We start from the raw sequence: 13,075 nt of genomic DNA on the forward strand, positions 1-13,075 counted from the left end.
CCCCTTTTGAAGTTATCCGGTGCGCCCCTCGCCCGGATCGGTTGCAGGAACCGTGCGCGCGCAGGGACCGGGCGCTCTGTTCGTCAGTGGTGTTGCTCCCTATACTCCGCGCGTGCGGCACCTCCGATCCACTCACCGTCGCTGCCGATGATGCGTCCCGAATCGGACTCCTGGACCTGGCGGGTGTTCTACATCGCTGCCCTGATATTCGTCCTCGGCGGCTTCCTCTTCAGCCTGCGCGACATCCTCAACCCTTTTCTGCTCTTCGTCTTGCTGGCCGTGCTGGTGTCCCCCTTCGCCGGTTCGCGGACGCACCTGCTGCTCGTCGGGGTGGCGGGGTTGCTCACCGTCGTCTGGATCCTGCAAACGACGGGATTCCTGCTGGCGCCCTTCGTACTGGCGCTAGGTCTGGCCTACATCATCCATCCGCTTCTTCTGCGGTTGGAGTCGGAGCGGGTGTCGCGCCCGGCTGCAATCGGCCTCCTGTCTCTGCCCGTTCTCGCGGCCGTAGCGCTGGTCGTTCTGGTCGGCATCCCGGCGCTCAGCCAGCAGGTGGCACGCTTCATCGCCAGTGTGCCGGAACTGGCAGCCACCCTGACAGAGAGGCTTTCGCGCCTGGAGGCCACGTTGCTGGCGCGTGACTTCCCGTTCGTCGACGAGGAGGCTCTGGTCGCCCGCATACGGGCGTTCGACCCGCAGCTGGTCGTGTCCTTCCTGGAGGCGCGACGTCTCGCCATCGCGGAGGCGGCGTGGCGCGGGCTGCTGGGTGCCGGGCGAGGGCTGGGGGCGATCCTGACGGTGCTGGGATTCCTCGTGCTCACGCCCATCCTCACCTACTACCTGCTGCGCGATTGGGAATCGCTGCTGGGGCGGCTTCGCTCGCTGCTGCCGAGGGCGCGCGAGTCGCAGATCGTGGCTTTTGCGCGGGAATACGATGGCCTGCTCGCCCGCTATATGCGGGGACAGCTCATTGCGGCGGCGGCGGTGGGATTGCTGACCGGGATCGGCTTCTGGATCGTCGGCTTCCCCTATGCGCTGCTGCTCGGGGTAACCGCAGGCGTCTTCAACGTGGTGCCGTACCTGGGGCTGATCGTCAGCCTCATTCCGGCTCTCATCATTGCCATTTTCTCCGGTTCCTTTCTGATGTCGCTGCTGAAGATTGCCATCGTCTTCGGGGTCGTTCAGCTCCTGGACGGATCCGTGATCGGACCGCGCATCGTGGGAGACTCCGTGGGGCTCCATCCGGTGTGGGTGATTCTCTCTCTCTCCGTCGCAGGGTTCTTCTTCGGCTTTGTCGGCCTCCTGCTGGCCATTCCGCTGGCGGTTCTGATCAAGCTCCTGCTGCGGACTGCGGTCGATCGCTACCAGCAGTCGCCGCTCTTCCTCGGGCAGCGGTCGTAGGCGCAGCGTGCAGGCGATCGTCGCGGTTCTGGCGGTGATCGGGGTCGCCGCGATCCTGCGGGGTCTGGCCCGGACCATCGTGCGTTTGGGCCTGAGCGCCGCGGAAGAGTCCACCGCCTCCGGACTGGCGCAGGTGAGCGCGCGGCGCGGGGATCTGACCGGCATGGCCGAGCGCACCGAAGCAGCCCATCAGGCTCGCCGCCGCCGCCGGCGCGGCCTGCTCGTCTCCGCCTTGTGGGCGGGCTGGCTGGTGGTTCCCCCGTTCCTTGGCTGGGCTCCGCAGGCGTACGCGCTGGCGGCGCCGCTTTGGGTGCTGGGGCGGCGGGGAGGCACGGCGGGCGGTGGAGGGGGTGACAAGGTGACAAGGTGACAAGGTGACAAGGTGACAAGGTGACAAGGTGACAAGGTGAGGGGGTGACAAAGAGACCGGGGCGGGTGAATTGCCGGTCTCCTTAAGGTCGTCGTTGCGCATGAGGCCGATCGGGCCGGCCCGGGTTTGGGCGACGGCGCATGACCCGGTTCGACCGCCTTACCACAGCTATCTGGCTGCCTCGCTTTGCTTCACCCATCAGCGCGTCGCCCTGGCACCCGTTCACCCGCCCACCTTGTCACCCCGTCACCTTGTCATTTTGTCATCCCCTCACCCTGTCACCACCGCCCCCTCCTTGTCCCCTTGTCCCGCCGGGTCCACCCCGCCACCGACCGCCCTGACACCTCCGCCTGCCCCTCAAACACCGCCGCTGCCCTCCGCACCGCTGCTCCCCGCCGCTCCCCGGCATGCCCCGTGCACACCGGCCGCGAAACGCCCGATCACGGGAGGGGAGCGATGGTAGAGCCACAGGATCCTCGAGAGGGCGCGACGCCCTCGGAGGCGGTGCCAGAGCAGGACTATCCGGGCATCGAGAAGGAGATGGTTCCGCAGGCGGATCATGGGGAGCAGAGCTACCGCGGGTGCGGCAGGCTCGAGGGTCGGGTGGCGCTGGTCACGGGCGGCGACAGCGGGATCGGGCGAGCCGTGTGCATCGCGTTCGCGCGCGAGGGCGCTGACGTCGCCGTCGGCTACCTGGACGAGAAAGAGGACCCGGACGCGGAGGAGACCAGGCGCTGGGTGGAAAAGGCGGGCCGGCGATGCCTGGTCCGCCGTTTTGACGTGCGCGAAAAGCGCCAGTGTGTGGAGCTGGTGGAGGAGACCGTCCGCGAGCTCGGACGGCTGGACATCCTGGTGAACAACGCGGCCTACCAGATGTCGCAGAAGTCCCTGCTCGACTACAGCGAAGAACAGATCGAGCGGACCTTTCGAACGAACGTCATCGGGTACCTGTACATGGCGCAGGCGGCAGTGGCGCACCTCCGTCCGGGTTCGAGCATCCTGAACACGGGATCCATCACGGGGATGGACGGCAACCCCGGGCTGATCGACTACGCCGCGACCAAGGGCGGGATCCACGTGCTCACCAAGTCGCTGGCCGCACACCTGGCGGAGAAGGGGATCCGCGTGAACTGCGTCGCGCCCGGGCCGGTCTGGGCCCCCGCTCATTCCGTCCACCATGGATCACGAGCACGTGAAGGAGTTCGGATCCGATACCGTCTGGCAGCGCCCGGCGCAGCCTGCCGAGATCGCCCCCGCCTTCGTCTACCTGGCCTCCGATGAGGCGAGCTACGTGACGGGGGAGATTGTTGGAATTACCGGCAGGTCGGGGACGAGATAGGGGAGAAATTGGAAGCTAGAAGCCAGGAGCGAGAAGTTGGGAGTTAGGAGTTCAGACGAACGGGGATGGGGAGCCAGGAGCAGAAGCCAGGAGCCGGAAGGCCCGAGCCGCAGCGCAGCGGGCTGTCGCGCGGGACTTGGATGCCGGCATCGGGAGACTTCTAGCTTCTAGCTTCTAGCTTCTAGCTTCTCTCTTCTGACTCCTGGCTCCCCATTTTCAGAACTCGGAACTCAGAACGACGCCCATGCCCCAGCCGTACCGATGGTGGCAGCGAGGGATCATCTACCAGATCTATCCCCGTTCATTTCAGGATTCGAACGGTGACGGCGTCGGGGATCTGAAGGGGATCACGTCGCGGCTCGACTACGTTCGGTGGCTGGGCGTTGATGCCATCTGGATCTCTCCCATCTACCCGTCGCCGATGGCGGATTTCGGGTACGATGTCTCCGACTACTGCGATATCCACCCGGTTTTCGGGACGCTGGCCGATTTCGATGAGCTCGTGCAGGCAGCGCACGGTCGAGGGTTGAGAGTCATCCTCGACTTCGTGCCCAATCACACCTCCGATCAGCACCCCTGGTTCCGGGAGTCCCGCTCCTCGCGCGACAATCCCAAGCGCGACTGGTACATCTGGCGCGACCCCGCTCCGGACGGAGGGCCACCGAACAACTGGCTGAGCAACTTCGGAGGCAGCGGCTGGGAGTTCGACGAGACTACCGGCCAGTACTACTATCATGCCTTCCTCCCCCAGCAGCCCGACCTGAACTGGCGCAATCCGGAGGTGCGCCAGGCGATGTACGACGTGTTGCGGTTCTGGCTGCGGCGCGGCGTGGATGGCTTCCGGGTCGACGTGATCTGGCACATGATCAAGGACGCGGAGTTCCGCGACAATCCGCGCAACCCCACCTGGACGCCGGATCAAAGGCCGTACGACGAGTACCTCCCCGTACACACCGCCGATCAGCCCGAGGTGCACGAGGTGATCCGCGAGATGCGCCGGGTCTTCGACGAGTTCGAGGACCGGGTGATGATCGGCGAGATCTACCTCCCCCTGGAGAGGCTGGTCACCTATTACGGGGAGGATATGTCCGGTGCGCACCTCCCTTTCAACTTTCAGCTCATCCTGGCTCCCTGGGACGCCCGCCACATCGCCGAGCTCATCGACGCATACGAGGCGGCGATTCCCCCCGGGGGATGGCCGAACTGGGTGTTGGGGAACCATGACCAGCACCGCATCGCCACCCGCGTCGGCACGGAGCAGGCGCGTGTGGCCGCCATGATGCTGCTCACGCTGCGGGGCACGCCGACGCTCTACTATGGCGACGAGATCGGCATGCACGACGTCGACATTCCTCAGGACCGCGTCCAGGACCCCTTCGAGAAGAACGTCCCGGGCATGGGGCTGGGCCGCGACCCGCAGAGGACGCCGATGCAGTGGACTCCCGAAGCGAATGCGGGATTCACCACCGGCGAGCCATGGCTGCCGATCGCGGACGACTACGAGACGATCAACGTGCAGGTGCAGCGGGACGACCCCGACTCGATCCTCTCCCTCTACAATCGGCTGATCGAGCTGAGGCGTGGCTCCCGGGCACTCGAGGTGGGTGGGTTTTCGCCGGTTGCCGCCCACGGGGACGTGCTCGCGTATCTGCGTCACCAGGACGACGAGCGCTACCTGATCCTGCTGAATCTAGGCGGGGAGCCCCACCGGATCGATCGGGGTGAGGAAGCGCGCCGGGGTAGGGTGGCGGTGGCGACCCGGCGGGAGCGCGAGGGGGAAGAGATCGGCCGCCGGGTCGAGCTGGGGCCGAATGCGGGGATGGTGGTGAGGCTGGAGAGGTGAGGGGTGGGTGAGGTGACAAGGTGACAAGGTGATCGGGTGACAAGGTGACAGGGTGACAAGGTGACAATACGTGGCGAGCTTTCGTCTTCTTCTCCCTTAACAGGTCAAACAAGGGGCCGGTATCGATCTGGGATACCGACTTCCGCTTTGTTCACCCGTTCACCCCGTCAGCCCGTCCCCCCGTTCACCCCGTCACCCCGTCAGCTCAGCCCTGAGTAATCACGCCACACGCGATCCGGTCGCCCGCGTTGCCCGCGGGGTCGGACACGTTGTCGTCAGCGGAGGCATGGATGACCAGCGCCGAGCCATCAGCATCGAACAGCGAGTTCGGGCCCGCTGCCAGCGTCACGCGGTCGTTGTCGATGGAGATCTGAACCGTGCTGTCGGCGGTGACCTCGATGTTCGGCATGTCGCCGGCGTGCGGTCCCTGGGGGTTCTCCAGGCCGTGCTGCGCGTTGGTGGGATTGAAGTGGCTCCCGGCGGAGCTGAAGTCCGGCGGCGTGCAATCCCCCACCTGATGGATATGGAAGGCGTGCGTTCCCTCCGGTAGAGCCGTTCCGTTCAGGGTGATGCGCACCCCGGCCTCGGTCTCCTGCAAAGTCGCCGTGGCGACCACCTCTCCGTCCGCGTTGCGCAGCTCGGCGCTTGCGCTCGTGGGCGCGGTGGCGCCTGCGGCCGTGTCTGTCGCCCCGGCCAGAGAGTCGTCCTGCGGCAGCTCGGTTCCTTCCTGCGCGGGCTCGTCCGTGGCACAGGCGGCGGCGATCAGCAGAGCGACACAGAGTGAGATTCTCTTCGGCATTGTTCTCCTCGGCTTAGAGGGTGGGAGCGACCACGCCTTGCGCGGCCGCGTGGATCATCTTCCTGCGAGGGCTGCCACCGCGCGGCGCGAGAGCGATCGCGCGGACGCGCGGAAATCCGCCCAGGGGTCCTGTTGCAGGGTGCGCATCCGTGCGGGGACGGTTGTCACATCAAACTCGCGCGGTGCGATCCCCCGCTGAAGCTCCGCCCAGGTGAGCGGAGTGGCGACGGGCGCGCCCGGGCGCGCCCGCGTCGAGTAGGGGGCTACGGACGTAGCACCATATCCGTTCCGCAGATAGTCCACGAAGACGCGGCCCTTGCGCGCTGCGCGCGAGGCCTGCGCGAGATATCGCTCAGGAGCCTCTCTCTCCAGCCCTTCAGCGATGCCGCGGGCAGCCTCGCGTACGGCGTCCCAGCTTGCGGTGCGCCGCAGGGGAACCACGACGTGCAGTCCCTTGCCACCCGTGGTCATCACGAATGGAATCAGGCCAACTTTCTCCAGCAACTCGCGCACGCGCAATGCGCCCTCCACTACTGCGTCGAAGGGCAGACTCTCGTCCGGATCCAGGTCCATCACCATTCGGTCGGGACGGTCGAGGCGGTCGCGGCGCGCCATCCAGATATGCAGCTCCAGCACGCCCATCTGGACCAGGGCCAGAATCCCCGCGAGCGAGTCGATCGCGAGATGGGTGACCGTTTCGGTGTTCTCATCCCGCAGCGTGACCTCGACCCGAAGGACATTGTCCGGGATGCTGTCCTCGGCCCGACGCTGGATGAAGCATTGCTGCTCCCGCCCGCGCGGACAGCGCAGGAGCGTGAGCGGCCGGTCCTCGATCAGCGGGAGCATCCAGGGCGCGACCGCCCGATAGTATTCGGCGAGCCCGCGCTTGGTGATCCCCTGACCCGGGTAGAGGACCCGATCGGGATTGGTGAAGCGTACCCCTTCGATCTCGATCTCAGCGGGCATGCGGCCCAGGCTCCGCGAGGGAGGGAGGATTCCGTGGCGCGGGTTGGCGCAAGAACCGTTCTACACCCGCCTTCGGACACCCTCACTCCCCGGAGTGTCCCAGGCGACGTACGATCTCGAACTCCTCGGGCGTGACCGGCTGGACCGAGAGGCGGCTCTTCCTGTTCACCAGCATCTCCTCGAGTCCCGGCGTCTCGCCGAGCTTCGAGAGCGGCACGTAGTGCGGGAATTTCTCGACAAACTCGATGTCGACCATGTACCAGCGAGGATCCTTCTCGGTCGCTTTCTCGTCGTAGTAGTGGCTGTTCGGATCGCGTGCGGTAGGGTCCGGATAACCCGAACGCACCACCTTCGCCAGCCCCGCCACGCCGGGAGGGTTGGTGCTGCTGTGGTAGAAGAGGACGCCGTCGCCCGGCTGCATCTGGTCGCGCAGGAAGTTGCGGGCCTGGAAGTTCCGCACCCCCTCCCAGGAGGTGCGCTTGTCCCGCGCGAGGTCGTCGATCGAATAGGTGTTCGGTTCGCTCTTCATCAGCCAGTAGCGCGGCATCGCCATTCTCCTGTACGCGGTGGTTCTGGCCTACGCGCGGGGAGAATGGCTCTGAAGGGCGAGCCGCACAAGTTGCCTTTCTGGGGAGATGATAGCGGCGGGACGTAGAAACCGCAGAGGTCGTGAGGGCCTCTGCGGTTAAGCTGTCGAAATCAGCTGGCGCGGAAGGGAACGACCTTCGCCGGCTCGGGAGTCAGGCGCTGGACGATCGCGGCGAGCCGTAGCTCGGTCTCCTGGAGAACGCTACAGGCGTAGCTGAGCCTCTGCTCGGTGATCTCCTGAATGCGAACGCCCTCGAGTAGCTCGAGGATCTCGTCGCGCAGGAGGGACTGCACGGGGGATGCGCCCTGCTCGGATTCCAGGCGGTCTACGAGCAGCAGCGCCCGCTCGAGGCCGCTGCGGAGCTCGCGGCCGGCGGTGGCTTCAAGGGGTCCGTCCTGACGGGAGCGGATCTCGGCCGACGTGCGCTCCAGGACGGAGCGCCCTCGCCGGAGCGCCTCGAGCAGCTCGAGCGCTTCGGAGGACGCGCTGGAGAGTAGTGCGGGAATGTCCTCGTCGGGATCCACATCGTCACTCGCACCCAACTGCAGTGCGTGCATCCCGGCCACGCCGGCCGGGAGATGGCTCTCCATGTCCTGAAGCTCGCCGAGCAGCGAGTCCACGAGACGAAGGGTGGCCTCCGATTCGTAGAGCAGCTGCTCGGCCAGTTCTGCGTTCATTCCAGATTTTTCCCCGGTGGGCGAGGGCATGGGGCAGGTTGGCTCCGCCTCAGATGTCCCCCCGCTCGAGCATGCGTCGAGCGACCGTGTCCACGACCTGGATGGAGTTGTACGCCCCTTCCAGGATCCGCTGGCGAATCTCCTCGACGCGCTCCGGCGTCAACTCGGACACGCGCGCGTCCAGGTTGTCAGCCTGGCGAGCGGCTAGAGCGCGTCCGGCCTCCGAGATCTCGACCCGATCACCGCCACGGCTGGCCGGCGCGACCGGTTGCGCGGACGGCACCGGGCGGGCCGCTCCCTCCGTAGATCCGCGGCTGCCCTGGGCGTAACCGGAGCGCAGGATCTCGCTGCCGGGGTTGTGAATTTTCATAGAATTTATCTCCTGGTGGTCTACTAGATTATCGACCTTACGGCCAGGAACTTGAGCGGCCGGAAGGCTCGCTTCAGAAGCGCAGATCCAGGCGCGGGTCGGTCTGACGACCTTCCGGGTACCGGCCGGCACGGAGGGACATGATCCGGCCGCCAACGTGTATCGCTTTCAGGGCGTCCCCCTCGAGCGACGCCCAACGATCCTGCATGCGTCGTTCCTCCTCGTCACGCTCCTCCAATGCATCGAGCGCGTCAGCGAGGACTTTAGCCACTTCGCGCGGAAGGCGCACCTCCAGGGCCCCCCTCTCGCTATCGCGGGATGGGTGAGCAGAGGGATCACCCATCCCGTCATCCTCGCCCTTTTCCGCCGCGGCCGGCTCCTCCTCCAGGGCGACACAGAGCTCTCGTATGAGATCCGCGCGAGCCGCCGCCGCTTCCCGACGCTTCACCACATCCCCGCTGCTCATCGCCACGAGCTCATCGGCCGTGGCCTCGAGCAGACGGGCGCACGCACGCAGGCGTTCGGCGAGTATCGGCTCATCCGGCGCCGACGGTTCGGCAGGGGCGAGCGCTTCGCGATAGGTGAGTGTCGGAAGGATCACGCGGCGGATACGGCGGCTGAGCGTGCAGTGGCTCGGGGAGCAACCTGCTCGGCGGCCTGCGTCCACGCCTCGCCGAGCTCGGCCACGAGCGCTGTCAGCTTCTCGAGACGTTCAGCGCTCCGGGTGAGTCCGATCTGCAGGATCTCGGTCAGGAAGTAGGCGTAAAGCGAAGAGAGCTGTTGAGCGAGCTGACCCCCGGCCTCGCGGTCGAGCGAGGCCGCGAGCTCCAGTACGATCGCGCTGGCGCGGTCCAGGCTCTCCGTGCGACCGGCCACGTCGTTGACTTCCATCTGCACCGCCGCGCGTCGCAGGTTCGACACCAGGTGCTCGTACAGCAGGGGGACCAACCACTCCTTCGGACGGCTCATCACGTCCGCTTCCAGATAAGCCGTCTGCTTCCTTCCGTAGCCGTAGCTCATGTACGCTTCCGTCCGGTCAGCGTGGTTCTGTCTCGAGGCCTCGAGGGCCGCATCTACTCAAAAAAGATCGGCGGGAAAGGAAGGAAAGTTAAGGAAAATTTGCTTCTATCTGCGGATGTCCAAGCGGTGTCTCGGCTCCTGCGAAAACGCGTAGGCCACCGCGGGTGCGGTGGCCCGGCCCAACCCCTCGATCTCCGATTTCAGCCGCTGGAGCTCTGACCGGAGCTGTTCGACCAGGCGGGCATCCGCGGCGGTCGAATCCCGCTCGAGCTGCTGCAGGCGCTCTCGCAGCCCGTCCTCGTCGTCCAGCCTTTCGAGGCGTGAGACCATCTCGGCGATGTGCGGGCGCAGAGCCTCACGGCGGTCGAGCGCGATCTCCAGCGCATCGAGGTCGCGCCGCTCCAGTGCAGCGGCAGCCTGGCCGCAGAATTCTTTCCAGGCCCCTAGCGCCTGCTCCAGCCCGCTGTGCTCGGGTGCGGGAGCCGCGTCCTTCGCGGCGATACGGTGGGCGAGGTCGCGGGGACTCACTGACCGGACGGCTGCATTGACTGGAACTGCTGCGTCAGCCAGTTCCCCTGCGACTGGATCCGGCTGAGCATCGTCTCCATCTGCGTGTACTGCCGGATCAGCGACTGCCGGCGCAGCTCCAGGCGCTGCTCGGCGTCCTCGATCCGCAACTCGAGCGCGGAGTTCGATTCCTCGAGGAAGCGGATCTGCGAGGCGACGGTCCCGGTGAAGGAGGCCGCGATCGCGTCCGAGGCCTCGTACATCTCGCGGCCGACTTCCTGGAAGAGCGTGCGCACGTCGTTCGGATTGCTCTCGAGCACCTCCTTCAGCCGCGCCGTGTCGAGCGTGAGCTTCCCATCGCGGTCGAGGGCGACGCCTGCGTTCGCGGCACGGGTGAGCTCGCTGCCGGCAAGGGCGGAGACGTCGCTGAGCATCACCTCGGTCAGCGACCGAGCGGTCGTGCGCAGGGTGCCATTGGTCGCCAGGACATCGCCGCCGGTCTGCTGCTTGGTCACGAAGTCGCGCACGGCGTTGAAGGCGTCCACGTAGCCCTGGATCGCATCCACCGTGGCATCCGTGTCACGGGCAATGGTCAGCTCCACCGCTTCGCCTGGCTCGGCGGCGAGCAGGTTGATGCTCACCCCGGCGATTGCCCCGGACAGCACGTTGCTGCGGCTGGTGAGGGTGAAGCCGTCGATGGTGGCTTCCGCGTCCGTCCCGGCGGCGATCTCCCCCACGCGGCCGGCCTGCTGGAAGCCGAGCAGCTCGACGATCCGCTGGCTGGCCGCGGGATCGCTGGCGTCCGGGTCTGCGCTCACCGTCCCCTCCACGGAGAGGCGGTAGTGCGTGCGGCCGCCGATGATCTCCTCGACCAGGTTCGCCGATCCTCCCGCCGCGGCCACCTTGTTCATCACCGTGATGAGGGTGTCGGTGGCCAGGTCCACCGTGATCTTGCGTCCGTCGATCTCGATGGTGGTCTCGGGCGGCGAGGGGCTCACCCCCAACATGGCGGCGAGCGTGCGGGTGCTGTCGTTGAAGCGGTGCGTTTCCGTGCGCGACGCGTCGCTGGGTGAGACGTTCGCGGTGTAGGTCGCGTCCAGGACGCCGAGCTGCTGGAGCACCCCGCCGCTGCTGGCGCTGTCGACCAGCTCGATACCGCGCGAGCCCGTCTGATCCGCGGTGAGGATCAACCGGTGCTCGTTCGGCCCTGTGGTCAGGATGGTGGCGGTCACGCCGCTGGCGTCGGAGCCGCTGTTGACCGAGTTGATCCGATCGCGGATGTCGTTCAGCGTGTCCGTAGCGGTCACCTCGACCGCGCGGCCGTTGACGAAGAACTGACCGGAGAGACCAAGCGCGGTGGTGGCGCTCCCCTCGACGGTGCTGCTGAGCTTGGCCGCCCGCGCGAGCTGTTTCACCTCGACCTGGTAGCTACCGGGGGAGGCGCCGCTCGAGGCCGTGGCGGAGATGACGGCGCGGCCGGACGCGGTGGTACCGGCGGTCGCCTGGTAGATCCCGAAGGAGGTCCCGTCGCGCAGGGCAAGGCTGGCGCTCTTCAGCTTGCTGACGAGCCCCTCGTATGTCTTCCAGGCCTCGATGCGCGCCTGCTGCGTCGAGAGCCGGTTCGAGAGCGGGGTGACCGCGCGCGCGGACTCCAGCTTCATGATCTCGTCGATCATGTCCTTCCACTGGATGCCGCTGGCGAGTCCGCCGAACGATGCGATCGGATCCATGGGTTTCCTCCCTGCGCGATGCTACGGCTGGTCCCCGGAGTCGGAGCGGGCTCCAACCCCGGGGTTCTTACCAGCCTACTGCCGAAGCTCTGCTTACCGGAGGAGCTGCAGCACGCTCTGGCTGAGCGAGTTCGCCTGGGCGAGCATCGCCGTGCCGGCCTGAGCGAGGATGTTGTACTTGCTGAACTGCATCATCTCGTACGCCATGTCCGCGTCACGAATGGTCGACTCGGCGGCCATGGTGTTCTGGATGATCGAGCCGAGGTTCGTGCTGGCGAACTCGAGGCGGTTCTGTGCCGCACCGATCTGGCCGATGACGTCGTTCAGGGTGCTGTAAGCATTCTCGATTGACGTGATGGCATCCTGGGCCTCAGTGATGGTCGCGAGGCGTGCGTCAGCGATGTTGAGACCCGCAGTGCTCAAGTTGCCCAGCGAGAGCGCGATCGTGCTGTCGATGCCGGTGCCGTTGCCAACGCGGAAGACCGCTTCGTCCTGGGTACCCGTGACGATCGTGGTGCCGTGGAGCTCGTCGCCGGTCACGGAGCTTCCGTCTGCAGCGATCCCGCCCGACCAGGAGAACGAGACGCCGAGCTTGTCGAAGTTGAACCGCTGAACCGTGCCGTCGGTGGTTCCCGTCTGGATGTCCAGCGTCTGACTGGCGAAATCCACACCGCCAACGCTGCCGGTCAACGTGATTTTACCCGGTACGGACGTCGTATCGACCGTGTAGGTTGCTCCTGCCCGCGCACCCGAAATGCTGATGTCACTGGCGTAGAGCGTGCCGGTGGCGCCCCCGGGATCCGAGTCGGCCGCAATGAGCGTAGACGAGGCGTCCAGCTGAACTCCGAAGGTGCCGTTGAGGAGCACCTGATCCTGGAACTTGGTGCTGCCCACGATTCGGTCGATCTCGGCCTGCAGCTGCTCGAACTCCGCCTGGATCGCCCCACGAGCGTCGTCCGTGGTGTTGGCGGAGGCCGCCTGCGTGGCCAGCTCCTTCATGCGGTCCAGAATCGTGGCGATGGTGCTGGTGGCACCGTCCGCGATCTGAAGAACCGAGCTCGCCTGCGACGCGTTGCGCTGCGCGGCCTGGAGTGCGCGCACGTCGCCGCGCATCTGGTTGGCGATCGAGAGACCGGCCGCGTCGTCGGCAGCGCGGTTGATCCGGAAGCCGGACGAGAGCCGCTGCGTCGAGATCTGGAGGGCTGCGTTGGTGGTCGCGAGGCTGCGCTGCGCGGTGAGCGCCGAGATGTTGGTGTTGATCCGCATGGTGATTCCTCCCTGAATGTTGTCGGGAGCATCCTTGCTCCCCGCGACGTCCGCGAAGTCGGTCGTCTGAGGAAACAGTATCGAGAGGAAGGGGGGAAATCTTTAGTGCGCGCGGTGCTTCGCGCGGCGCTGGCTCGCCGTGCGAGGCTATCCGTTATCCGCTATCCGTTATCCGTTGGGCGAAGACAGGCTGAGGGG

Annotated in this window: 14 protein-coding genes; 4 read left to right on the top strand and 10 right to left on the bottom strand. The window is 66.4% G+C overall.

Annotation, left to right across the window (positions count from 1 at the left end; genetic code table 11):
- The first annotated feature begins 147 nt into the window (after positions 1 to 147).
- The 4 genes from VF167_06140 to VF167_06155 all read left to right on the top strand — a co-directional run bounded on the left by VF167_06140 (position 148) and on the right by VF167_06155 (position 4,953).
- A complete protein-coding gene (locus tag VF167_06140; GenBank protein HEX6924988.1) occupies positions 148 to 1,401 on the top strand; it encodes an AI-2E family transporter in 1,254 nt (417 codons plus the stop codon).
- A 7-nt stretch (positions 1,402 to 1,408) separates the two neighbouring features.
- Entirely contained in the window at positions 1,409 to 1,771 is a 363-nt protein-coding gene (locus VF167_06145; GenBank protein HEX6924989.1) for a hypothetical protein, read from the top strand.
- 456 nt (positions 1,772 to 2,227) lie between these two features.
- Entirely contained in the window at positions 2,228 to 3,052 is an 825-nt protein-coding gene (locus tag VF167_06150) for an SDR family NAD(P)-dependent oxidoreductase (protein ID HEX6924990.1), read from the top strand.
- A 302-nt stretch (positions 3,053 to 3,354) separates the two neighbouring features.
- Positions 3,355 to 4,953 carry an alpha-amylase family glycosyl hydrolase gene (locus VF167_06155; protein HEX6924991.1) on the top strand — a complete coding sequence of 533 codons (1,599 nt, stop codon included), beginning with the start codon at positions 3,355 to 3,357 and terminating at the stop codon, positions 4,951 to 4,953.
- A 205-nt stretch (positions 4,954 to 5,158) separates the two neighbouring features.
- Here VF167_06155 and VF167_06160 read toward each other — a convergent pair whose 3' ends face one another.
- The 10 genes from VF167_06160 to VF167_06205 form a co-directional block, all read right to left on the bottom strand.
- Positions 5,159 to 5,752, bottom strand: a complete 594-nt coding sequence (locus VF167_06160) for a superoxide dismutase family protein (GenBank protein HEX6924992.1) — start codon at positions 5,750 to 5,752, stop codon at positions 5,159 to 5,161.
- 54 nt (positions 5,753 to 5,806) lie between these two features.
- A complete protein-coding gene (gene ligD, locus VF167_06165) occupies positions 5,807 to 6,718 on the bottom strand; it encodes a non-homologous end-joining DNA ligase (GenBank protein HEX6924993.1) in 912 nt (303 codons plus the stop codon).
- Between the two features lie 82 nt (positions 6,719 to 6,800).
- Complete coding sequence (locus tag VF167_06170; GenBank protein ID HEX6924994.1) at positions 6,801 to 7,265, bottom strand: EVE domain-containing protein; 465 nt, start codon at positions 7,263 to 7,265, stop codon at positions 6,801 to 6,803.
- A gap of 152 nt (positions 7,266 to 7,417) precedes the next feature.
- Complete coding sequence (locus VF167_06175; protein HEX6924995.1) at positions 7,418 to 7,984, bottom strand: hypothetical protein; 567 nt, start codon at positions 7,982 to 7,984, stop codon at positions 7,418 to 7,420.
- Between the two features lie 49 nt (positions 7,985 to 8,033).
- The gene (locus VF167_06180; GenBank protein HEX6924996.1) at positions 8,034 to 8,354 is read right to left on the bottom strand and encodes a flagellar biosynthesis anti-sigma factor FlgM; all 321 of its coding nucleotides are present in this window, start codon (positions 8,352 to 8,354) and stop codon (positions 8,034 to 8,036) included.
- 73 nt (positions 8,355 to 8,427) lie between these two features.
- Positions 8,428 to 8,955, bottom strand: a complete 528-nt coding sequence (locus VF167_06185) for a hypothetical protein (protein ID HEX6924997.1) — start codon at positions 8,953 to 8,955, stop codon at positions 8,428 to 8,430.
- On the bottom strand, positions 8,952 to 9,374 hold the full coding sequence (gene fliS / locus VF167_06190; protein ID HEX6924998.1) for a flagellar export chaperone FliS: 423 nt from the start codon (positions 9,372 to 9,374) through the stop codon (positions 8,952 to 8,954). Before fliS ends, VF167_06185 begins: the two co-directional genes overlap by 4 nt.
- Positions 9,375 to 9,479: 105 nt before the next feature.
- Positions 9,480 to 9,902 carry a hypothetical protein gene (locus tag VF167_06195; GenBank protein ID HEX6924999.1) on the bottom strand — a complete coding sequence of 141 codons (423 nt, stop codon included), beginning with the start codon at positions 9,900 to 9,902 and terminating at the stop codon, positions 9,480 to 9,482.
- Complete coding sequence (gene fliD / locus VF167_06200) at positions 9,899 to 11,611, bottom strand: flagellar filament capping protein FliD (GenBank protein ID HEX6925000.1); 1,713 nt, start codon at positions 11,609 to 11,611, stop codon at positions 9,899 to 9,901. Before fliD ends, VF167_06195 begins: the two co-directional genes overlap by 4 nt.
- A gap of 93 nt (positions 11,612 to 11,704) precedes the next feature.
- Positions 11,705 to 12,877, bottom strand: a complete 1,173-nt coding sequence (locus VF167_06205; protein HEX6925001.1) for a flagellin — start codon at positions 12,875 to 12,877, stop codon at positions 11,705 to 11,707.
- Positions 12,878 to 13,075 lie beyond the last annotated feature (198 nt).

It is taken from the genome of Longimicrobiaceae bacterium, assembly GCA_036375715.1.
Classification (GTDB): Bacteria; Gemmatimonadota; Gemmatimonadetes; order Longimicrobiales; family Longimicrobiaceae; genus DASVBS01.

Excerpts from the sequence above, each read along its gene's own strand:
- VF167_06140 (HEX6924988.1), top strand. The coding sequence starts at position 148 with ATGATGCGTCCCGAATCGGACTCCTGGACCTGGCGGGTGTTCTACATC.
- VF167_06150 (HEX6924990.1), top strand. The coding sequence starts at position 2,228 with ATGGTAGAGCCACAGGATCCTCGAGAGGGCGCGACGCCCTCGGAGGCG.
- VF167_06155 (HEX6924991.1), top strand. The coding sequence starts at position 3,355 with ATGCCCCAGCCGTACCGATGGTGGCAGCGAGGGATCATCTACCAGATC.
- VF167_06160 (HEX6924992.1), bottom strand. The coding sequence starts at position 5,752 with ATGCCGAAGAGAATCTCACTCTGTGTCGCTCTGCTGATCGCCGCCGCC.
- ligD (HEX6924993.1), bottom strand. The coding sequence starts at position 6,718 with ATGCCCGCTGAGATCGAGATCGAAGGGGTACGCTTCACCAATCCCGAT.
- VF167_06170 (HEX6924994.1), bottom strand. The coding sequence starts at position 7,265 with ATGCCGCGCTACTGGCTGATGAAGAGCGAACCGAACACCTATTCGATC.
- VF167_06175 (HEX6924995.1), bottom strand. The coding sequence starts at position 7,984 with ATGAACGCAGAACTGGCCGAGCAGCTGCTCTACGAATCGGAGGCCACC.
- VF167_06180 (HEX6924996.1), bottom strand. The coding sequence starts at position 8,354 with ATGAAAATTCACAACCCCGGCAGCGAGATCCTGCGCTCCGGTTACGCC.
- fliS (HEX6924998.1), bottom strand. The coding sequence starts at position 9,374 with ATGAGCTACGGCTACGGAAGGAAGCAGACGGCTTATCTGGAAGCGGAC.
- fliD (HEX6925000.1), bottom strand. The coding sequence starts at position 11,611 with ATGGATCCGATCGCATCGTTCGGCGGACTCGCCAGCGGCATCCAGTGG.
- VF167_06205 (HEX6925001.1), bottom strand. The coding sequence starts at position 12,877 with ATGCGGATCAACACCAACATCTCGGCGCTCACCGCGCAGCGCAGCCTC.